Below are 20232 nucleotides of genomic sequence, written 5' to 3' on the forward strand. Positions count from 1 at the left end.
TAAGCAGCCCAAGGTGATGCTCACCAATTTTAAGCTTTTCAATAAAACACTTCCTATTGGGCCAGATCAGGTATTGAAAAAGAACATTTCCATTGCCGATCATATTCAGCTAAAGCACGATTTAGACGTAATCACATTTGAATTTGCCGCTTTGCAATATCCATTTTCATCAGACTGCGAGTATGCAATCAAAATGGAAGATTTTGATGAAGATTGGAGGAACATTGGGCGCGATAGAACGGCAACATTCACCAACCTTTCACCAGGCGATTACACTTTTAAAGTAAAGGCGCGTTTGCCTGGGGCCGATTGGGGATCAGAATTTACAGCGATTCAGATAGAAATCTTGAAACCGTTTTGGCTTACATGGTGGGCTTTCTGCCTGTATGCGCTTCTGATTATGGCTCTTTTTTATCTGTTTAGAAAATACATTGTGGCATGGGAGCAAATGAAAGCCAATCTGAAATTGGAGAAATTGACCCATGAAAAGGATAAAGAACTATACGATTTAAAACAGCAGTTTTTTACTAACGTTTCTCACGAAATCAGGACTCCGCTCACTTTAATTCTGAGTTCTATTAATCGATTGGCTGAATCCAGGGCTCACCTTAAATATGATCAGGTTGATTCTGTAGATATTATTAAAAAGAACGGAAATCGCCTTTTGAATCTTGTAAATGAGCTTTTGGATTTTAGAAAATTCGATAGTCAGGAGATTCGTTTGAAAGTAGAAAAGGGAGATTGGGTGCAATTTTGCCAAGAGATTTACCTTTCATTTACTGAGTTGGCTAATCAAAAAGGAATTCAACTTGTCTTCGAAACAGATCAGCCTTACCAGCCGCTTTGGTTCGATAAAAACCAAATGGAAAAGGTGATTTACAACCTTCTTTCCAATGCCTTTAAGTTTACACATAAGGGAGGTACGATTTCTTTAGAATTAACACATGAAAATGATTTGGCAATTCTAAAGGTGCGCGACACTGGTGTTGGGGTAACAGAGAAGAGGCTTTCTAGGCTGTTCAACCGATTCTATCAGTCGGAAAATTCGAATAATATTCAGGAAACAGGATTTGGCCTTGGCCTTTCCATTAGCAAATCTATTGTAGAGTTGCATAAAGGAGAGATTTCGGTGGATAGCGAAAAAGGGATAGGAACCACGTTTTCAGTTTCGTTAAAGCTCGGGAGGTCCCATTTCAATGAAAATGAATTGCTCCAAGTTTCATCAGATGGAGATTTGATAGATCAATACCTCAGCGAAGTTGAATCTGAAAATGTTCAGAGCTTTGTTCAAGAAGATGTTCAGCTTGAGAGTTTGGCAGAAAAGACTTTGCTGGTTGTAGAAGATAATTCAGAAATCAGGCAATATTTGGTGAAGTTGCTTGAACCCTTTTGCAAAATATTAGAAGCTGAAAATGGAAAATTGGGTTGGCAAATGGCAGCAGATAATTTGCCTGATCTGATTATAAGCGATGTGATGATGCCCGTTATGGACGGTGTTACTTTTACGCGCCAGCTGAAAACAGATATGCGAACCAGCCATATTCCTGTTATTTTATTGACTGCCCGCGCCTCTATGGTTCATAAAATGGAAGGTTACGACACGGGAGCGGATGATTACGTTACCAAGCCTTTTAATGAACCTTTATTGAAGCAACGCATCAAGAATTTGATTCGCAGCAGAGAAATTTTAAGGCAGAAATTCTCGATAGAGGGCATAATTTCTCCTGCAGAAATCACAACCAACAATACCGATAGAGAATTTATCGAAAAGCTAATCAAAGCCATTCACGAAAACCTCGACTCTGAGGAGCTTGGAGCCAACTTCTTGGCCAAAGAATTAGGTATGAGCCATTCGGTTATTTATAAAAAAACAAAAGCCCTGACAGGGATGACTTTTGTGGAGTTTGTGCGCGATTTCAAATTGAATACGGCCAAAAAATTGATTGCCGAAAACAACTACACTGTTTCAGAAGCTAGCGACAAAGTAGGCTATGCCGACAGGAAATACTTCAGCAGAATGTTCAAACAGAAGTTTGGCAAGAACCCTTCCGAATATTATCAAGGTTAATCAGTCTAAATTGACTCTTTGAGGCTTTATAGCCCATTCTTCGCTATTTAAACGAATTTATCCCCCCTTAAAAGTGGATTTCTCACCCCTCTGAGCGGGCTGTTTCATGTTAATTGCTGCAATCGTTTGCAAGAAATGAGAGGTACAGCCTTTTCAAACTAAAGAGGCTTTGCCAAGACCTGCGAACCAAAAGGATTTTTTTAAAACTAATTGTATGAGGACTGAAAAAATGAGAGGACGCTTAAATGGGCGGAAATTATTGGGGTTACTCATGTTTCTTTTCATGTCGTGGACGGCTTTTGCACAATCCATTGATGTAACAGGAACTGTAACTTCTGCTTCTGGTGGCGAAACACTACCAGGAGTGAGCATCCAAGTAAAGAGTACGGGAAAGGGAGCCGTTACGGATGCTGACGGTAAATACCAAGTCACTGTGAATTCTGGTGATGTTTTGGTTTTTTCTTATGTAGGTTTTGTAACTGTAGAAAGAACTGTAACAACTGCAGTGGTAAATGTGGCTTTGTCTGAAGATGCCACAGAACTGGAAGAAGTAGTTGTTATTGGTTATGGAACTACTACTATTAAAGATGCCACGGGTTCGGTAGCGGCTATTTCGCAAAAAGATTTTAATAAAGGGAACATCGTTACTCCCGAAAATCTTTTGAATGGTAGGGTTTCAGGATTAACCATAAATCAAGGTGGAGAGCCAGGTGCTGGAGCTACCATAAGAATTAGAGGAGGGGCTTCACTTGGAGCTTCAAACGACCCTTTGATTGTGATTAACGGTTTACCAATTGATAACAATTCTGTAGGTGGTTCGCGCTCAATTTTGAGTTCTATCAATCCAAATGATATTGAGTTTTTCACTGTGTTGAAAGATGCTTCCGCTACAGCTATTTATGGATCAAGAGCTTCTAATGGTGTAATTATCATTACCACAAAAAGCGCTGGAAAGGATTTCCAAATCAACTTGAACATGCAAACTAACATTAGCCAGTTGCGTGGTGAATTTGATGTGTTTAGTGCAGATGAATACAGAAACTTTGTTCAGGAATATCGTCCAGACTTGGTTTCTCAGCTGGGAACAGCCAATACAAATTGGCAAGATGAAATTTACAGAACGGGAGTTTCTTCGAATGTAAACGTGTCCGCTCAAGGTAGCGCTTTCGGGAAAATTCCAGTAAGGGCTTCCGCAAGTAGAACTTATCAAGAAGGAATTAGGCTTACTTCTCAATTCGAAAGAAATACTGGGTCGATCAACTTAAAGCCTGCTTTGTTGAAAGAGAAATTATTAGTGACAGTAAACGCCAACTACACACTAGAGAAAAACCGATTTGCGAGTGGGCAAGAAGGAAATGCAATCACTTTTGACCCTACTCAGCCAGTTTACGATCCTAACTCTCCATTTGGCGGTTTCTTCCAATATATTACGCCTGATAGTAATGAAGATGTTTTCGATGTTAATGACTTAACACCATTGGCGCCTTTCAACCCGGTGGCTGAACTTCTTCAGAGAAACAATAGAAGTACAGTAAACAGAGTGTTCGGTAATATCAAATTGGAATATGAGATTCCTTTTGTAAATGGACTTTCTGCTACTGTAAACTTGGGTTACGATGATCAATCTGGTAAAGGTTATAACAGAGTGTCTGCCGATAATCCTACTTCTCAACCTGATGGTTCATTCCAAGGTTCTGCATCGGAATACACGAGTTACCAGGTAAACCGATTGATGGATGCTTACTTTAACTATAATAAGTCATTCAACAAGTTTGGTGTAGAAGCAACAGGTGGTTATTCTTTTCAGAAATTCAAGAGCCACAGATGGAACTCTGGCGAATTGATGAACGACAGAGAAGATTCAGCGCCAGTATATGATGCCGACACCGACCTTGTTTTGATAGGTTATTTTGGTAGAGCAAACTTATCTTATGATGGGAAGTATTTCTTAACTCTTTCTTATAGAAGAGATGGTAGCTCAAGATTTAGCCCTAAAAACAGATGGGGTAATTTCCCTGCTGCAGCTTTCTCTTATCAAGTAAGAGATGCATTATTCCCTTCTTCTACCGTGGTTTCTTCATTGAAGTTGAGAGTGGGTTATGGAATTACTGGTCAGCAGGATATTGGACGAAACAGTTCTGATCTTTTCCTTTCAAAATATGCCACGGGCCAGCCAGCTTCTCAATACCAGTTCGGCAATCAAGTAATTGGTATCGGTGTTCCTCAATATAGAAACGAAGATTTGAAATGGGAGCAAACTGCAACCGCAAACGTAGGGATTGACTATAGCTTATTCAACGATCGTTTTTATGGTTCATTAGAGTACTTCCATAAAACATCAACCGACTTACTGGCTTTTGCTGCGATTTCTGATGGCTCAAACTTTGGAAACTCAGGCTACCAAAATGTTGGAGACTTCAATACACAAGGGGTTGAATTTGCTATTAATGGCGATATCGTTCAATCTCAAGGCGATGGGTTCTCTTGGAATTTTAACTATAACACTACTTTCTTAGGACAGAAAGTGAAGCGTTTGGCTTTGGGCGCTGACCAATACGTTGGAGGAATTGGCGGAGGTGTAGGTAACACCGCGCAAATCCATAGAGAAGGGTATGCTCCATTTATGTTCTTCTTATATAAGCAGGTTTATGATGAAAATGGAAAGCCAATTGAAGGAGCTTACGCAGATCTTAATGGCGATAACGTAATCAATGGTGACGACAAGTATTTGCATCGAAACGGTACTCCTGATGTAACCATGGGTTTCATGTCGAACATGTCCTATAAAAACTTCGACCTGTCATTCAACTTAAGAGCAAGTTTGGGCAATTACATCTATAACAACGTGAGTTCTTCGCGTTCTCAGTTGAGCCTAATTAGATTGAATTCTGTTCTTTCAAACATGCCAGTTTCGGTTTTGGATACTGAATTCAACAATACCGAAAACGTAATCCTTTCCGATTACTACATGGAAAATGGTTCATTCTTGAAGATGGACAACGTGACTTTGGGCTACAAAATTAATGTACCATGGAAAGGCATTAATGGAGTTCGAGTTTCCGCAGGTGTTCAAAATGTTTTTGTGATCACGAAGTATTCAGGTATCGATCCTGAGGTATTCGGTAATGGTATCGACAATACGATTTACCCAAGGGCACGCACCTATTTCTTAGGACTTAACATGAACTTTTAACAGAGAAATCAAAAGACATGAAAAAGATAATTATATATAGTTTATGCTGTTTGGTTCTGTTTACGGCTTGTGTCGATCAAATGGATGTAAGTCCTTCAGATCCTAATGCATTTTTAGATGAAGATTTCTACGCGAATCCTGAATCTTACAAACAGAGTTTGGCTGGGATTTATGCCAACCTCAGTATTACCGGAGTAGATGGCGCGGGTAGCTCATTTATCAGTGGTTTAGATGCTGGAACTAGCCAGTATGGCCGTGGTTTGTGGAATCTGAACGAATTGACTTCCGATGGTGCAGTTTGGTCATGGGAAAATGACCCGGGTCTTCGTGAGTTAAACCGAAACACATGGTCTGCAAACAATGTGATTTTGAGAGGGATGTTCGGAAGAACTATGATTTCCGTAGCCTTCGTAAACGAATATTTGAGGAAAACTTCTGAGTCAGCTTTGGATTCAAGAGGTGTTGAAGAAAGTATTAAAGCTGATGTTCAGGTTTATAGAGCCGAGGCTAGGTTTCTTAGAGCACTTTCTTATTACCACATGATGGACCTTTTTGGTCAGGCGCCATTTGTTACGGAAGATGATGCTGTGGGAGCTTTTCAGGCTCCGAAATATGATAGAGCTCAACTCTTCGAATTCATAGAAAGTGAATTGTTGGCGATTCTTCCAGAATTAAAAGATCCTCTTCAGAATGAATATGCAAGAGCCGACAAAGCAGCTGCTTGGATGCTTTTAGCTAAGATTTACTTGAATGCTGAGGTTTACATTGGTGAAAATCGTTACTCAGATTGCCTGGGTTATTGCGAGCAAATCATCGGTTCGGGTTATGAATTAGCGCCAAATTATTTGTGGAATTTTATGGCGGACAATGATAAAACTGCGGCTCGCAATGAAATCATCTTCCCTGTAGTTTCAGATGGTGTAACTACTCAGAACTATGGCCCTACAACCGTAATGGTAAATGGTCAAGTGGGTTCTAAAGAGGCCAACGGAGCTGACTTTGGTGTAAATACTGGAGGATGGTCAGGCGCTATTCGAGTAACCAAGGAGTTTTCTGAAATCTTTATGAATGGTAATTATGATACTGACGATCGTAACACCTTAATTACTGAAGATAGAACCATCAGCATTCCAGATATAGCTAACCGAGATACAGGTTACATTATAGCCAAATGGTCGAATAAAACTTCTACGGGTGAAAACGGTAAAGCCAATGAAATTGTGGATACCGATTTTCCAATGTTCCGTTTGGCCGATGCTTACCTAATGTATGCTGAAGCATTTTTGAGAGGCGGTGGAGGTAGCGCTACAACAGCAGCTGGCTACATCAACGATTTGAGAAACAGAGCCAACAACCCAAATACAATCACTCCTTCTCAACTTGATTTGGATTTGATTTTAGACGAAAGACTTGTTGAACTTCATTGGGAAGCACATAGAAGACAGGATTTGATCCGCTTCAATAAGTACACAGGTAGTAGCTACAATTGGTCTTGGAAAGGCAATGCCGCCAATGGTATTCCAATCGCTACATACCGCTCTGTGTTCCCAATTCCGGAAGCGAGCTTGGCCGCAAACCCAAATCTTACTCAAAATCAAGGTTACTAATAGCTACTAAAGACTTATATCATGAAAAATAAATCACTTATTATATTATTCTTGGCCGCTCTTTTCGGCTTTATGGCCTGTGAAGAAGAAGGAGGCCCAATTTTCGTTGCAAAACCGAGTGACGAGCAAATCACTTTTACGAATACTTTTTCTTCGGAATATCTGCTAACTGCCGAAACAGAAGATAACGTTGCAGAACGTTTTGTTTGGAACGAAGTAGATTTTGGAGCTCCTGTGAATATCACTTATGAACTTCAAGCTTCAATTGATTCAGAATTTGCTACCTACGAAGTAGTGGGTTCTACCAGCGAAAACAATGTGGCTGTAAGCGTAGGTCAACTTTTAGAGTTTGCTGAAGATCTAGGTTTAGATGATGACCCTTCTTCGACTGATGACGAAGGAGCTCCAAATAACACCGGAAGCGTTTATTTCAGATTGAGAGCTTTTACGGGTTCTGGTACTGCAAATTCTGTAGAACAAGTTTCAGCAATTCAAGCTTTGAGCATCAAATGGATTGAGAAAATGGGCGATGGCTGTGCTTCAATGTTTATTGTTGGAGAAGCCGCAGTAGAAGCTGGTTGGGCTTGGAGTACTCCTGTTGTTTTGGAATGCGAAGGCGATATTTTGCGTGCTAGATTAACCTTAACCAATGGAACTTTCCGTTTCTTCGAGCAAGAAGGAAATTGGGATTCTGGCCAAAACTACCCATACTTTGTGGCTGAAGGATATACTATCGATGCCAATTTTGAAGATGCTGCCGATGGCGACAACAACTTCAGATTCATCGGAACTCCAGGTATTTACGAAATCGTACTCGACAAAAATGAGAAAACCATCACTTTGAATGCTTCTACTCCTTATTATTTAGTAGGCGATGCCGTGCCAAATGGATGGAATTGGGCCGATGCTGTTGAGGTTGTCGAAACGGCTCCTTATGTAAGAACAGCTACTCTTACTTTCAGTACTGGAGCTTTCCGTTTCTTTACTAATTATGATGACTGGAATAGCGGACATAACTTTCCTTACTATGAGGATTTGGGTTATACAATTGATTCTAATTTCGAAAACGCGAACGATGGCGACCTTAATTTCCAATTTGTAGGAACCCCAGGAAGCTATACGCTTACGCTCAACGAAAAAGAGAAAACCATAACATTACAATAGTTTTTAACGGTTAGTAAAGAGGAGGAGCTTTTGAGCTCCTTCTTTTAACTTTCAGAAACACTGAACATGAAGCTAATTTTCTCCATATTAAGTTTACTAGTTGTTGCTTCCTGCACCTCAAACGATGGTGCGGGAGGCACTCCTGATCCTGTGATTGAACCACCAACCGAACCTAGTTTTTACTATGGTGCCGATCTATCATATGTCAATCAAATGGAAGATTGTGGTGCGATTTATTATAATGAATCGGGGGAAGCTGAAGATCCGTTTAGCATATTTCAAACAGCGGGTTCAAACTTAATTAGGGTTAGACTTTGGCATAACCCAACTTGGACAAACTATTCCAATTATGCTGATGTCAAGAAAACGATAAAAAGAGCGAAGGACGAAGGTTTCAGAGTTCTACTCGATTTTCATTATTCTGATACTTGGGCAGACCCTTCTGCGCAGGAAATTCCTGCAGCTTGGGCGAGCCAAATCAATAATACTTCTGCCTTGGGGAATTTGCTTTATGACTACACCTATGAAACTTTAGAGAATTTAGCCTCAGAAGAATTACTGCCAGATATGGTTCAGGTTGGTAATGAAATCAACGGAATGATTCTGCAGCAGGGCGATTTGAAATGGCCAATTGATTGGGCTCGAAATTCAACTTTAATCAATAAAGGAATTAAGGCCGTTCGAGATATTTCCGATGAATATGAAAAGGAAATTGGAGTAATGCTTCACATTGCTCAACCTGAAAACGGACTTTGGTGGTTCGAACAAGCCACTCAATATGGTGTAACAGACTTCGATTGGATTGGGCTTTCTTATTATCCAATTTGGTCAGAATATACTTTAGAAAATGTAGGTGGTGCATTTCAAACTCTAATCAATACTTATAAAAAGAGGCTAATGGTGGTAGAAACTGCCTACCCTTTCACTTTAGAAAATGCAGATGCTGCTAATAACATCCTCGGTTCCGATGCTTTGGTTTCTGGCTTTCAAGCCACTCAAGCAGGCCAGTTAGGCTACTTGAATAAACTTCAAGATGTAATTGAATCGGCAGGAGGAGAAGGTTTGGTGTATTGGGAACCAGCCTGGGTTTCAACAAACTGCCAAACGCAATGGGGGCAAGGTTCACATTGGGACAATGCCACACTTTTCGATCATAACAACAAAGTAACTATGGGCATGAAGTTTTATAATGCTGCTTTGGAAGAGTAGCGTATCGGCCCAAATCTAAAAGATAAACTCATGAACCATACGATAAAAAATGTGCTGCAAATAGCAGTAGCGGGACTTCTTTTGCTTATTTCTTCTAGTTTGAAGGCTCAAGAAAGAGAAACGCATGTGCTGCAAACGGGATGGAAGTTCAGTAAAGGAAACCCATCTGGGGCAGCAAATTCTACCTTTGATGATGCCAATTGGCAAGATGTTCAGGTTCCTCACGATTGGGCAATTGCAGGGCCGTTTGATGTAAATGGAGATGGAAATACGGGGAAACTTCCTTGGAAAGGGGAAGGTTGGTACCGTAAAGAATTGAATATTCCGGCCAGTTATAATGGAAAAAAAGTCAGCTTGATTTTCGATGGAGTAATGGCATTTCCAAAAGTGTATGTCAATGGAAAGTTGGCAGGAGAATGGGACTATGGCTACAACTCTTTCCATGTAGACATTACCGATTTTTTGAATGTAGGTGGAGAAAATGTATTGGCCGTTTACGCAGACACCCGTCAGCACGATAGCCGCTGGTATCCTGGCGCTGGATTATATCGAAAAGTGCAAATGGTGGTAACTAACCCTGTTCACGTTGCGGTTTGGGGAACGTATATCACTACGCCAATCATCAAACCTAATTATGCTGATGTGCGCTTAAGTGCTGCGATTGTCAATGATTCAAAGCAAGAACAAGAAGTGAAAGTTGAGCAGGTTATTCTAAATCCTGCAGGCAAAGAAGTAGGAAGAAAGTCGAAATCTGGAAAAGCGAAGCAAGGAAAAGAGACTGATTTAGAAGTGACTATTCAGCTTACAACTCCTCAATTATGGGATGTTGAATCGCCAAACCTCTACACTGCTGAAACCAAAGTGTATTTGGGAGAAAAACTTGTAGATACGTATCACACAAAATTTGGAGTGAGAAATATTGAATTCACACCAGACGATGGTTTTCATTTAAACGGAAGAAGAGTTCAGCTTAAAGGTGTGAATTTGCACCACGATCATGGCCCGCTCGGTGCAGCCTTCAACAAACGAGCAATGCAGCGTCAGCTAGAAATCATGCAATCTATGGGCGTTAATGCGGTCAGAAACAGCCACAACGTGGCAGCTCCCGAATTTTTAGAGCTTTGCGATGAAATGGGGATTCTCGTTTTCGATGAAATTTTCGATAAATATGATGGTAAAGCCGACATCTCGGAAAACACTGACTTCGAAGAGTTTGCTCACAGAAACGTCAAGAATTTTGTGATGCGCGATAGGAATCACCCATCGGTTTTCATTTGGAGTGTTGGCAACGAAATGGGCGATATTCAATGGAATATCGATAATGGCTTCAAAAAGCTGCACACCATGATCAATTATGTTGATAAATACGATCCATCGCGACCTGTAACCATGGTTACCGATAATACTGAAAGTGCCACCATACGTCATTTCGATTACTACGATGTTCACAGCTGGAATTATGGTAGAAGATATCGTTTGGCGCGTCAAATGGAGCCCAATAAATCGGTGATCATTAGTGAATCAGCTTCAACATTGAGTACAAGGGGGTATTACGAAACCACTTTGCCAGAAGATAAAACCGAAGTAAGCAAAAATCTGCAGGTGAGTTCATACGACTTGAATGCGCCTTCTTGGGCCGAAATTGCCGATGATGATTTTATGTGGCAGCAAGATGAACCTTACGTAGCGGGTGAATTTGTATGGACAGGGTTTGATTATTTGGGAGAACCGACTCCGTATATGAATATGTCCGTGAAGAAAATGGGAATGACGGATAAAGAAGCTTCAAGAAGTTCTTACTTCGGAATTGTGGATTTAGTGGGCATTCCAAAGGATAGATATTTCTTGTATAAGAGCTATTGGAAACCAAATGAAAACATGGTTCACGTTCTGCCTCATTGGAATTGGGAAGGGAAAGAAGGCCAAAATGTTCCTGTGTTCGCATATACCAATGGTGACTGCGCTGAACTTTTTGTGAACGGGGTTTCTCAAGGCAAACAGTGTAAAGTGCCTTCTTCTAAGAATTCTACAGAACGTTTCCGCTTAATGTGGAAAGAAGTGGAATATCAGCCCGGAGAAATACAGGTAGTCGCGTATAAGTCGGGAGAAAAGATAGCAGAAGAGACAATCAAAACGGCTGGAAAACCTCACCACCTCAAGCTTACTGTTGATAGAAAAGTTATTAACGCTGATGGAGAAGATCTGTCGTATGTTCTGGTTGAGGCTTATGATAAAGACGGAAATCTATGTCCTTTGGCAGATAATTCAATCGACATTGAGTTAAAGGGACAGGCGAAAATCGCAGGAGTGGGTAATGGAAATCCACAGAGTTTTGAGCCTTTTCAATCGAATAGAGTAAAGCTGTTTTACGGCAAAGCCATAATTATTGTGGGCTCAGGGTTCGAAAAAGGTAAATCGGAATTAACGGTAACTTCCGGTGGCTTGAAAAAAGCGACTACGGAAATTGAAGTAAGGTGAGTCTATATGCTTTCCAAAGGCTTTAAGCTTTTGGAAAGCTTTCTTCAATGTTTAGTGGGTTAAAACCCAAAGTTATATCCTTCCTTCTGAAGCTTTTTGTAGGTGTCTTCATTGAATTTGTAGAGGTAAGAGCCTTTCTTCGAAGTGCTCTTGTCCTTTTTAGCCAAGCGAATCAGTAAATCTGAGTTGAGCAGTTTTTTCCTAAAATTCCGATCGTCAATTTTATGCCCGAAAATGGCTTCGTAAACTTTTAAAAGTTGAGGAATTGTGAATTCTTCAGGAATCAGTTCAAAACCAATGGGGTGAAATTTCGCTCTTTCTCTCAAGTTGTTAATGGCCAAATTCACCATTTCTGAGTGGTCTAAAATCAAATTAGGCAGCTCATTAATCGGAATCCATTTCGCTTCATGGTTTTCAACATTAAATTCAAGGTGATTTTGATCAACCTTTATTAAGCTCCAATAAGCTACGGAAATTACACGGCCTCCAGTGTCTCTGTTCAGGTCGCCAAAACAATGCAACTGCTCCATAAACACATCCTTAATTCCGGTAAGTTCGGTTAGAACACGGTGAGCAGCGTCTGATACAGCTTCATTTTGCCTAACAAACGAACCCAAAAGCGACCATTCGCCTGCCAATGGTTCTACTTCCCGCTTAAAGGTTAGCAGCATCAAATTGTTATCCTGAACCCCGAAAATAATGCAGTCAACCGCAATCAGAATCGGTTCTACATTCTCATATTTCTTTTGATAAGTACTGTTCAAAACGCTTTGTCTTCAACGATTTGGTGTGAAAATACAATTTGCCATCGAATCGAATGGCTAATTCGGTTACAAATTATACAATTTCAGCTTTTCGCTAAGCCTGTTTCATTCGTTTGCAAAGCCTTCATTTCTTCCTAAATCGCTTTTTCTTATGACAGATAAACGTTAATATTACGTTTATAACTGTTCCGGTTTGTGCTCCTGTTTTTGGTTTTTTAATCGAATATTGGGAGAAAATAAACTTTTAACTTCTGAAGAAAATAGGTGAGGAATGCGGCTGAATGATGAAAAGTTGAAAACGATTGAGGCCCCCGTTTTGAATGTTCAGGATTTTGGAGAGATCAATGGCAAATCCGTCAGTTGCTTTCATATTTCTTTCCCTGGAAAGCTAAAGGCTAAGCTTACGAATTACGGAGCGATTCTTATGGAATTGAAAACGCCTAATGCCGAAGGTGTTTTGGAAGATGTAGTGGTCGGTCACGATAACCTAGAGGCTTACATCGCGGATACTTATTGCTTGGGAGCAACTGTTGGGCGGTGCTGTAACCGAATCGCTCATGGCAAAATGACCATTGATAATGTTGATTATCAGCTTTCTGTGAACAATGGAGGTAATCATTTGCACGGAGGAATATCAGGATTCGATAAAAAAGTCTGGCAAGTGGAAGATACAGTTTTAACCCCAGAAGCCGTTCGAGTAAAGCTTTCTTATTTAAGTATAGATGGAGAAGAAGGTTACCCTGGAAACCTGAAAGTTTTTGTGACTTACTCTTTCTCCCAAACTGGCTTTGAGGTTCAATATGAGGCCGAAACCGACAAGACTACAATCGCAAATTTTACCCACCATTCGTATTTCAACCTATCGGGAAGCAATAGGAATGTTTTAGATCATAAACTGAAAATCGAGGCTGAAGATTTTCTTCCTGTCAGTGGTGAGATGATACCTATGGGAGAACTCATGAAAGTGGAGGGAACACCTTTTGATTTTACTGAGCCGAAAGCGTTGCAAACCGATCTCAACGTTATGAATAACCAATTGAAAATCGCTAAAGGGTACGATCATTCTTTTGTACTGAAAGGGCAAAATGCTGTGGCGGAATTGAGTTGTGAAGAATCGGGACGCATAATGACGGTGAGTACGGATAGACCAGCATTACATATTTATGTAGCCAATTATTGGGATAGTGCGGTGAAGGGTAGAAATGGCGATTTGGTAGAGAACGGAGGGGTTTGTTTAGAAACACAAGGTTTTCCAAACGCTATAAACCAGCCAAATTTCCCAAGCGTTCTTCTCCAACCTGAAGAGAAATTCACTTCAAAAACAGCATTCAATTTCAGCATAGAAAATAGAAAACATCACCCGAATAAAACGGTGGGAATGAGTCAACTAAAAACTATTAATCAAACACATTTATGAATTTTTCAACCGTAGACATTATTGTGTTTATCAGCTATGGAGTGCTGATCATCACATTTGGTCTTTTGGTATCGCGCGAAAAGAAAGGGCATACCAAAAATTCCTCCGACTACTTTTTAGCAGGTAAAGCGTTGCCTTGGTGGGCGATTGGAGCATCACTAATTGCTTCAAATATTTCAGCCGAACAATTTATTGGTATGTCTGGCTCGGGCTATGCCATCGGTTTAGGGATCGCTTCTTACGAATGGATGGGAGCAATTACTCTACTAATAGTCGCCAAATACCTTTTGCCGATCTTTATCGAAAAGCAAATTTTCACCCTTCCACAATTTTTGGAAATTCGTTACGATAGTCGCATCAGAACTATTTTGGCCGTTTTCTGGGTGCTATTATACACTTTCGTAAACCTTACCACGGTACTTTATCTTTCTTCCCTTGCCTTAAGCTTGGTGTTAGGCATCACCATGACGCAGTCAATCATTGGTTTGGCGATTGTGGCTGTTGGCTATTCTATTTATGGCGGTTTAAAGGCTGTAGCCTGGACGGACGTTATTCAAGTAATCTTCTTGGTTTTCGGTGGTTTGGTAACAACCTATTTAGCATTGAAAGCTGTTGGCGGTGCTGATGGAGCAGTTGAAGGAATGAAAATTTTGTTCGAAAAAGCACCCGAGAAATTCGATATGATTTTGAGCAAGGATAACCCTGCTTATAAAGATTTACCGGGCATCAGCGTATTGGTTGGCGGTATGTGGATCGCTAATTTGAGTTATTGGGGCTGTAACCAATATATTATTCAGAGAGCCTTTGCGGCTAAAAGTATTCCTGAAGCACAAAAAGGTTTGGCTTTCGCAGGTTATTTAAAGCTTATCATTCCTTTGGTGGTGGTAATTCCTGGAATTGCTGCTTACGTGCTTTCCGCAGACATTGCCAAACCAGATGAAGCTTACCCTTGGTTGTTGAGCAATTTAGTACCAACCGGAATCAAAGGTTTGGCCTTTGCGGCATTGATTGCTGCTGCGCTTTCTTCACTCAGTTCTATGATGAACAGTACGGCCACCATTTTCACTATGGATATTTATAAGCCTTTTATGAACGATAAGGCTTCTGAAAAGCAATTGGTTACTGTGGGTAGAATTGTTGGCGTTTGCTGTATGCTGTTGGCCGTTTTTATCGCTCAACCTTTGTTGGGAGGTCAAGATCAGGTATTTCAGTTTATTCAGAAATATACAGGTTATGTTAGCCCAGGAATCGTGGTGCTTTTCCTTTTCGGAATGTTCTGGAAAAGGGCAACAGGAACTGGAGCCCTTTGGTCGGCCATTGCATCGGTGCCTTTCAGTGTGTTCATCGATATGACTTTCCCTCATATTCCATTTATGAACCAAATGGGCTTGGTGTTCTTAATGTTGTCGGCTTTAATGATTGGAGTTTCATTGGCTACCAGCAAAGGAGAGTCGCCTAAAGCCATCAAAATCAATACAGATGAGTTTAAAACTACTTCTGTATTCAATGCCCTTTCTATGGGTATCATTCTTATTCTAGGAGCTTTATACGCTATTTATTGGTAATGAATTACACCGAATTACTTTCAGCATACCATTCAAAATATAACACTACCCCGAGAGTTTTTCGCTCTCCGGGTAGAATTAACATTATTGGCGAGCATACCGACTACAACGATGGCTTTGTGTTGCCAGCGGGTGTGGATAAGGAGATTTGCATGCTCATATCACCCAATAATTCCAACACCATTAATATCCATTCCTTCGATATTGGCGAATCCGTTTCGTTCGAATTGAAGAGTTACCGAGAAGAAAAGACGGGTTGGGCGCAGTTTATCATTGGCGTGGTAGATCAAGTGGTAAAGGCCGATCATGAAATTACGGGTTTCGATTGCGTTTTTGCTGGCGATATTCCCATGGGAGCTGGAATGTCCTCTTCTGCCGCAATAGAATGTGCTACCCTTTTTGCCCTGAATAGCCTTTTCAATTTGGGTTATGAGAGAAAGGAAATTGCGCTTACTGCCCAAAAGGCCGAAAACCAATATGTGGGGGTGAATTGTGGGATTATGGACCAGTTTGCTAGCGTTTTTGCAGAAAAGGATCACGCTTTGAAATTGGATTGCCGCGATTTATCATACCAAACCTATAGCCTTGATTTGGAAGGCTATCAGCTGGTTTTGGTGGATTCCATGGTGAAACACGAGTTGTCTTCTACGGAATACAATGTAAGAAGAGCTGAGTGCGAAGAAGGCGTGGCCATTTTACAGAAAATTGATCCGAGTATAAAAGCATTGCGTGATGCAACCATTGACCAAGTGCTTCAAGTGAAAGAAGAAATGCCAAGCAACGTTTTCGATCGCTGTAAATATATGGTGGAAGAAATTGCAAGGGTTTCTGAGGCCTGTGCCGCCATGGACAGTGGCGATTTAGCTAAGCTGGGAGAGCTATTGTACGAAACACATTATGGCCTTCAGTATGAATTTAAAATTAGCTGCGATGAACTAGATTTCTTGGTTGATTTTACCAGGGCTAAAGATCAGATTCTGGGTTCCAGAATGATGGGAGGTGGTTTTGGAGGTTGCTCCATCAACCTTGTTGAAGCTTCTTATGTAGAAACTTTTAAAGCTGAAGTTACAGCTGCTTATCAAGCAAAATTTAATGTTGAGCCTTCTATTTATTTGGTGAAAACAGCCGAAGGTTCATCTGAAATCACTTAAACCGTAAAAGCATCTGCTTCGGTTTAAGCTTATAGATTGAAAGAGATGTCAACCATCTCTTTCAATTATCCCTTATCTTTGCGCAATGCGCTGTTCTTCCGGAAAAATTCAATACGATTCTCAGCAACTGGCTGAAGATGCCCTGATCGATCAGCATATCTACAAAGGATTTGCCGCGCATGAGGGGCCACAGAATGTATATGAATGCCAAGTTTGTGGCTATTGGCATATGACCTCCAAAAACGCAGAACGCTTGCCGCGCCTCCAAGAAATGATAGATTCAGGCGAAATGGCGAAAAAACAGCGAGCCAGTCAGTGGGAGAGAAGGTTCTGAAATTACGCACACCGAAATTTCTGCTTTCAACAAAATCTCTCATTTAACATTCCTAATTTCACCTTATGGACTTTTCTCAGAAACCTTTGGCGGAGCGCGTAAGGCCACAAAGCCTTGAAGATTTAATAGGACAAGAACATCTTGTGGGCGAAAACGGTGTTTTGCGTAGGGCAATTCGCTCGGGCAGCATTCCTTCGATGATTCTTTGGGGGCCCCCAGGTGTAGGGAAAACTACCATCGCAAACATTATTGCTAACTCTGTAAAAGCTCCCTTTTTCACTTTGAGCGCAGTGAGCGCAGGTGTTAAAGAAGTGCGTGAGGTAATTCAAAAGGCTCGCTTTCAATCAAACACCATTTTGTTCATTGACGAGATTCACCGCTTCAATAAATCACAGCAAGATGCTTTGTTGGGAGCTGTAGAAAAGGGAGATATCACTTTGATTGGAGCTACAACGGAAAATCCGTCATTTGAGGTGAATTCGGCTTTGCTTTCCCGTTCTCAGGTTTATACGCTTAAGGCACTTTCTAAGGAAGATTTGCTCAGATTGGTGGAGGTTTCTTTGGCTAAAGATGAAATCCTAAGAAAGAAGAAAGTTCATTTGACCGAAACCCAAGCACTTTTCAGTATTTCAGGCGGAGATGCCCGTAAGCTGCTCAATTTGTTGGGATTGGTGGTGGAAAACCTTGGTGGCGATGAAGTTGAAATTACGGACGAAAAGGTAATTGAAATTGCCCAGCAACGGGTGGCCATTTATGATAAATCTGGCGAACAACATTACGATATCATTTCGGCCTTTATTAAATCCATTCGCGGTAGCGACCCCAATGCGGCCGTTTATTATCTGGCTCGAATGATTGAAGGAGGCGAAGACATCAAGTTCATCGCAAGAAGGTTAGTGATTTTGGCTTCGGAAGATATCGGTAATGCAAACCCCACTGCGCTGGTAATTGCTACCAATGCCTTTCAGGCCGTTAGTATGATCGGTTACCCTGAAGGTAGAATCGTGTTGGCGCAAGCAGTGACTTATTTGGCTTCTTCGGCAAAAAGTAATGCGGCTTATATGGCCATTAATCAGGCGCAGAGTTTGGTAAGAAAAACTGGTGATTTGCCTGTGCCTTTACATATTCGTAACGCTCCAACCAAATTAATGAAAGATGAAGGCTACGGAAAGGGCTATAAATACGCTCATGATTACCCAAACAATTTTGTGGATCAAGAATTTTTGCCTGCTGAAATAAAAGGCACAAAACTGTATGACCCAGGTAAAAATGCCAGAGAAGAAGAAATGCGAAAAAGGCTCAAGGCGCTTTGGAAAGAAAAGTATGGGTATTAGTTCAATTGAGTAGATCCAACTTTCTTTTATAAGAAAGGATCATCATCCGATTGTTCTTCGTTGATTTCTATTTCGTAATGTGTATCATCTATAAAGCGGTTCTCTTGCTTTACACAATTTGCTATGCCAATCATCCAAGCTACTATGATGGTTTTTAGCTGCTTTCTTAGTTTTTGAAGAATTTTCTGATGTTTCAGAGAAGGCATTATCGGCTACCAACAATTGTTGTTCCGCAGATGTTTTTCTGCCAATTTGGCCATGCTCTAAGCCTAGTTTTCTTGATTTTAATTCACTGAGTGTTAATAAAAAATAAGTAAATGATTACCTATTTTTTATTAATTGGGTATATCGAATTTCATTAAAAATTAATTTAAACAATGGGGAGTTTACGTTAATAAATATTTTATTTGCGTACTATTTTTTGCTGTTCACACTCATTGTTTGTACTCACGTAATTTTATGAAATTCAACATTTACCACACACTTTTACTGGTCGCTTTAATTGCTATTTCTTCTTGTGCCGGATCTTACAAACCTATAATGCCAGCTTCTTTGGATTACCCAAAAGGTTTCAACAACGATGGTTTAGAGTATTCTTACCGTTATGACGTCTTGGCCGATCACAAAAACCGAAAATATGCAAGAAAGGAGAAAAGGAAGGGCATAAGGTTGGTGGCTGTGGAGCTTACCAATAACACAGCAAATTCTGTAAACTTCAGAAACGACATTGAAGTAAAAATTGGTGGTGACAATATCTATCCGCTGGAAACCTCAATTATTAGACAGAACCTTAAACAGATTCCTGCTACACAATTGATTTGGGGTTTGTTGTGGATTGAGGTTGGGAGCTGCGACAATGGAAACTGCAATACAACCCCGATTCCACTGGGGCTTGCGATTGGCGGAACTAACCTTGCCATTGCCAGTGGAGCAAATAAAAATTTAACTGCTGAATTGTCTCAGTATAACTTGTTGAATTTCACTATTCAACCAGGTGAAACTGTTCACGGCTTGCTAGGTATTTCTTCGAATGTAACGGCTCCGATTACATTCAACTTCAAAAAGAAATAATTCATCTTGAAAGCTGTGTTGAGCATGCCGCTTGATACAGCTTTAGAGTTCTCCTTTATTGAAGATAAGTTTGATGACTTTGTCTTCTTCGTTTCTTTCCCAATACATTTGATCTTCATTAAAATAGATGGACCATTCTTCGTTTTTAGAATTTGAATCACCCAAAAGTGTAAGCCAGGGGGAATGAGCATCAATTTGCCAAAAGTTGGATGCTACTCGCTTTTTGGATGCATTGAACTTGTTGTAGCGTCTGTCCCATCTAAAAAAGTACCATTCAGTTTCAACATCCGCTATCACAGAAGTGTTAGTGCTTTTACTTAAAGTCTCCATGCCTATGAGCTCCCAAACGCCAATGATTTTGTCCCAAGGAGCTAATGGTTTGCGCAGTGTTTTTGAAAGAAGTACAACTACTTTTTGGCCTTCTTCCATTCTTTCCCAAATCATGGTTCCGTTCTCAAAAGAAATATTGAAAGCTCCAAATTCATCAACTTTTCCTTCGCTTGACTGTAAAAGCGTTTGCTGCTGGTTGTCGTAATGATAACTTCCTAAGGCATTTTGTAGCCAACCATTACCGGCTGTAAAACTTCCATCTTCTTCAAAAGAAAACCATTTTGCTGTAGGTGTAACATCTTCGGTGCCAACGGTGACTTTGTCCACTTTCCATAGGCCTAAGAGTTCCGGAGTTTCGTAGCTGAAGTTCCCTGTTTTTTCACTCACAATATGAGCTGCGTTTTGAGCTTCGGCATAAACCTGAAAGATCAAAATTAGAAGAGATATAAGGAGCCAATGCTTCATGTTGAAATATAGAACGAATTGTTTAGTTAATCAATTCCATCTTTTAGGCTCTGAAAAATCTTTATATTCGTTTTCAAACCAA

The 20232-nt window shown here is 40.6% G+C and carries 15 protein-coding genes; 12 read left to right on the forward strand and 3 right to left on the reverse strand.

The window, feature by feature from the left end:
• Window positions 1–16: 16 nt before the first annotated feature.
• The 6 genes from ACXACJ_RS01610 (at window position 17) to ACXACJ_RS01635 (ending at window position 11719) form a co-directional block, all read left to right on the forward strand.
• Window positions 17–2068: a hybrid sensor histidine kinase/response regulator transcription factor gene (locus ACXACJ_RS01610; RefSeq protein WP_475132513.1), complete on the forward strand. Its 2052-nt coding sequence runs from the start codon at window positions 17–19 to the stop codon at window positions 2066–2068.
• A 214-nt stretch (window positions 2069–2282) separates the two neighbouring features.
• Complete coding sequence (locus ACXACJ_RS01615; protein ID WP_475132514.1) at window positions 2283–5261, forward strand: SusC/RagA family TonB-linked outer membrane protein; 2979 nt, start codon at window positions 2283–2285, stop codon at window positions 5259–5261.
• Window positions 5262–5278: 17 nt separating this feature from the next.
• The gene (locus ACXACJ_RS01620) at window positions 5279–6868 is read left to right on the forward strand and encodes a RagB/SusD family nutrient uptake outer membrane protein (RefSeq protein ID WP_475132515.1); all 1590 of its coding nucleotides are present in this window, start codon (window positions 5279–5281) and stop codon (window positions 6866–6868) included.
• A 21-nt stretch (window positions 6869–6889) separates the two neighbouring features.
• Complete coding sequence (locus tag ACXACJ_RS01625) at window positions 6890–8032, forward strand: SusF/SusE family carbohydrate-binding protein (protein ID WP_475132516.1); 1143 nt, start codon at window positions 6890–6892, stop codon at window positions 8030–8032.
• Between the two features lie 66 nt (window positions 8033–8098).
• Window positions 8099–9241, forward strand: coding sequence for a glycoside hydrolase family 53 protein (locus ACXACJ_RS01630; RefSeq protein WP_475132517.1), 1143 nt, complete (start codon window positions 8099–8101; stop codon window positions 9239–9241).
• A 30-nt stretch (window positions 9242–9271) separates the two neighbouring features.
• Window positions 9272–11719, forward strand: a complete 2448-nt coding sequence (locus ACXACJ_RS01635; protein ID WP_475132518.1) for a glycoside hydrolase family 2 TIM barrel-domain containing protein — start codon at window positions 9272–9274, stop codon at window positions 11717–11719.
• A 59-nt stretch (window positions 11720–11778) separates the two neighbouring features.
• Here ACXACJ_RS01635 and ACXACJ_RS01640 read toward each other — a convergent pair whose 3' ends face one another.
• The gene (locus ACXACJ_RS01640; RefSeq protein WP_475132519.1) at window positions 11779–12483 is read right to left on the reverse strand and encodes an NUDIX hydrolase; all 705 of its coding nucleotides are present in this window, start codon (window positions 12481–12483) and stop codon (window positions 11779–11781) included.
• Between the two features lie 271 nt (window positions 12484–12754).
• Here ACXACJ_RS01640 and ACXACJ_RS01645 point away from each other — a divergent pair, with 271 nt between their 5' ends.
• The 5 genes from ACXACJ_RS01645 (at window position 12755) to ACXACJ_RS01665 (ending at window position 18284) form a co-directional block, all read left to right on the forward strand.
• Complete coding sequence (locus ACXACJ_RS01645) at window positions 12755–13900, forward strand: aldose epimerase family protein (RefSeq protein ID WP_475132520.1); 1146 nt, start codon at window positions 12755–12757, stop codon at window positions 13898–13900.
• On the forward strand, window positions 13897–15465 hold the full coding sequence (locus tag ACXACJ_RS01650) for a sodium/sugar symporter (protein ID WP_475132521.1): 1569 nt from the start codon (window positions 13897–13899) through the stop codon (window positions 15463–15465). Before ACXACJ_RS01645 ends, ACXACJ_RS01650 begins: the two co-directional genes overlap by 4 nt.
• Complete coding sequence (galK, locus tag ACXACJ_RS01655) at window positions 15465–16616, forward strand: galactokinase (protein ID WP_475132522.1); 1152 nt, start codon at window positions 15465–15467, stop codon at window positions 16614–16616. Before ACXACJ_RS01650 ends, galK begins: the two co-directional genes overlap by 1 nt.
• An 85-nt stretch (window positions 16617–16701) precedes the next feature.
• Window positions 16702–16950 (forward strand): hypothetical protein, encoded by a 249-nt coding sequence (locus tag ACXACJ_RS01660; RefSeq protein WP_475132523.1) that lies wholly within the window; start codon window positions 16702–16704, stop codon window positions 16948–16950.
• A 65-nt stretch (window positions 16951–17015) separates the two neighbouring features.
• Complete coding sequence (locus ACXACJ_RS01665; protein ID WP_475132524.1) at window positions 17016–18284, forward strand: replication-associated recombination protein A; 1269 nt, start codon at window positions 17016–17018, stop codon at window positions 18282–18284.
• Window positions 18285–18310: 26 nt separating this feature from the next.
• Here ACXACJ_RS01665 and ACXACJ_RS01670 read toward each other — a convergent pair whose 3' ends face one another.
• Window positions 18311–18490, reverse strand: coding sequence for a hypothetical protein (locus tag ACXACJ_RS01670; protein WP_475132525.1), 180 nt, complete (start codon window positions 18488–18490; stop codon window positions 18311–18313).
• Window positions 18491–18743: 253 nt separating this feature from the next.
• Between ACXACJ_RS01670 and ACXACJ_RS01675 the strand changes: the two genes are divergently transcribed.
• Window positions 18744–19355 (forward strand): hypothetical protein, encoded by a 612-nt coding sequence (locus ACXACJ_RS01675; RefSeq protein ID WP_475132526.1) that lies wholly within the window; start codon window positions 18744–18746, stop codon window positions 19353–19355.
• Between the two features lie 42 nt (window positions 19356–19397).
• Here ACXACJ_RS01675 and ACXACJ_RS01680 read toward each other — a convergent pair whose 3' ends face one another.
• Window positions 19398–20150, reverse strand: coding sequence for a hypothetical protein (locus tag ACXACJ_RS01680; RefSeq protein ID WP_475132527.1), 753 nt, complete (start codon window positions 20148–20150; stop codon window positions 19398–19400).
• Window positions 20151–20232 lie beyond the last annotated feature (82 nt).

Source organism: Roseivirga sp. AWQ4_251 (assembly GCF_056158225.1).

Bases quoted from the DNA above. Each gene is read 5' to 3' on its own strand.
- ACXACJ_RS01680 (WP_475132527.1), bottom strand. From the start codon at position 20,150: ATGAAGCATTGGCTCCTTATATCTCTTCTAATTTTGATCTTTCAGGTT.
- ACXACJ_RS01670 (WP_475132525.1), bottom strand. From the start codon at position 18,490: ATGCCTTCTCTGAAACATCAGAAAATTCTTCAAAAACTAAGAAAGCAG.
- ACXACJ_RS01625 (WP_475132516.1), top strand. From the start codon at position 6,890: ATGAAAAATAAATCACTTATTATATTATTCTTGGCCGCTCTTTTCGGC.
- ACXACJ_RS01635 (WP_475132518.1), top strand. From the start codon at position 9,272: ATGAACCATACGATAAAAAATGTGCTGCAAATAGCAGTAGCGGGACTT.
- ACXACJ_RS01610 (WP_475132513.1), top strand. From the start codon at position 17: ATGCTCACCAATTTTAAGCTTTTCAATAAAACACTTCCTATTGGGCCA.
- ACXACJ_RS01630 (WP_475132517.1), top strand. From the start codon at position 8,099: ATGAAGCTAATTTTCTCCATATTAAGTTTACTAGTTGTTGCTTCCTGC.
- ACXACJ_RS01660 (WP_475132523.1), top strand. From the start codon at position 16,702: ATGCGCTGTTCTTCCGGAAAAATTCAATACGATTCTCAGCAACTGGCT.
- ACXACJ_RS01620 (WP_475132515.1), top strand. From the start codon at position 5,279: ATGAAAAAGATAATTATATATAGTTTATGCTGTTTGGTTCTGTTTACG.
- galK (WP_475132522.1), top strand. From the start codon at position 15,465: ATGAATTACACCGAATTACTTTCAGCATACCATTCAAAATATAACACT.
- ACXACJ_RS01650 (WP_475132521.1), top strand. From the start codon at position 13,897: ATGAATTTTTCAACCGTAGACATTATTGTGTTTATCAGCTATGGAGTG.
- ACXACJ_RS01645 (WP_475132520.1), top strand. From the start codon at position 12,755: ATGCGGCTGAATGATGAAAAGTTGAAAACGATTGAGGCCCCCGTTTTG.
- ACXACJ_RS01665 (WP_475132524.1), top strand. From the start codon at position 17,016: ATGGACTTTTCTCAGAAACCTTTGGCGGAGCGCGTAAGGCCACAAAGC.
- ACXACJ_RS01615 (WP_475132514.1), top strand. From the start codon at position 2,283: ATGAGGACTGAAAAAATGAGAGGACGCTTAAATGGGCGGAAATTATTG.
- ACXACJ_RS01675 (WP_475132526.1), top strand. From the start codon at position 18,744: ATGAAATTCAACATTTACCACACACTTTTACTGGTCGCTTTAATTGCT.